Raw genomic sequence first — 1,203 nt, 5'->3', positions numbered from 1 at the left:
CTTAAGTTTAATTCTTGTTATTTTAAAGTAATAAACCAGAAAGAAAAAAAGCGTAGAATAAGGTTAATATACACCGAGAAACCTAGATTTCGTCAACATTGATAATCCCTACGCTTTACTACTTAGAATTCGTTCAGTTTTATGAGACCTAGATCTCGCTTTCAAGTTGTGGAATACCCAGTAGCTTTTTCTTTCCAATTCATTTATCCATGATTAAAAATAAAGATTTTGTTGGTATCGATGTTAGTAAGGATACCTTGGATGTTTACGATGGAAGCACTTTTCATCAAATCAAAAACAGTTACAGCGGTTTTAAAAAGTTGATGAAGCTTAGTGGAGAGCAATCACAATTCGTAATGGAGGCCACGGGCTATTATCATTATAAGTTGGCCTATTTTCTTTTAGAAAACGGTAGGGCGGTTTCTGTAGAAAATCCCTTAAAGGTAAAACGTTTTATCCAGATGCAACTTAGTAAGGTAAAGACCGATAAGAGCGATGCCAAACAACTTTTTGAATACGGAAGAAGCCAGAATCCCGCTTTATGGAAGGGAGAAAGCAGCTCGCAGCAAGAATGTCTGCAAATAGTTCGTTTACTCGCCACTTACACTAAACAGACCACCCAATTAAAGAACAAGCTTCATGGCGAAGCGGTTTTAGGAAACCCATCAAAATTGGTTGTCAACTCGTTAAGAAGACAATTGCGCCATACCGAAAAGGAGATTGAAAAACTAGAAAGTGTATTGGAAGAAAAGGTAAGACAGGACAACGCAAAGGAACTTACCTTACTTAAATCAATTCCTGGAATAGGTAATAAATCGGCTTTGTTGCTCTTGGTCTTCACTGACGGTTTTAGGCGTTTCGATACAGCAAGTGAACTGTGCAGTTACGCTGGTCTAACACCAACGACCAGGGAATCCGGTTCAAGTATCAAGGGAAGGCCGAGAATAAGCAAAATGGGGAATCCCAAACTGAGAAAACTATTGTTCATGTGTAGCTTTAATGCCTGTAAATACAATAGGGCCTGTAAGGCAATTTATGACCGATTGGTAGCCAAAGGCAAAAGCAAGAAGTTGGCTTTAATCGCGGTTTGTAATAAATTACTCAAACAAGCTTTTGGCGTTGTAAAAAATGGACTTCCCTATGATGAGAACTTTGTGTCAATTTTAAGCTAAAAAAGCTTGTTTTTCACCTCAGTTCTTTGTT

Annotated in this window: 1 protein-coding gene; it reads left to right on the top strand. The window is 37.9% G+C overall.

Annotated elements, in window-relative coordinates; translation table 11 throughout:
- Positions 1-209 precede the first annotated feature (209 nt).
- A complete protein-coding gene (locus tag ACXAGS_RS15700) occupies positions 210-1,172 on the top strand; it encodes an IS110 family RNA-guided transposase (protein ID WP_474908087.1) in 963 nt (320 codons plus the stop codon).
- Positions 1,173-1,203: the final 31 nt, after the last annotated feature.

This window comes from Croceivirga sp. ABH4_376 (assembly GCF_056160685.1).
This window is presented reverse-complemented; position numbering and strand designations above follow the sequence as displayed.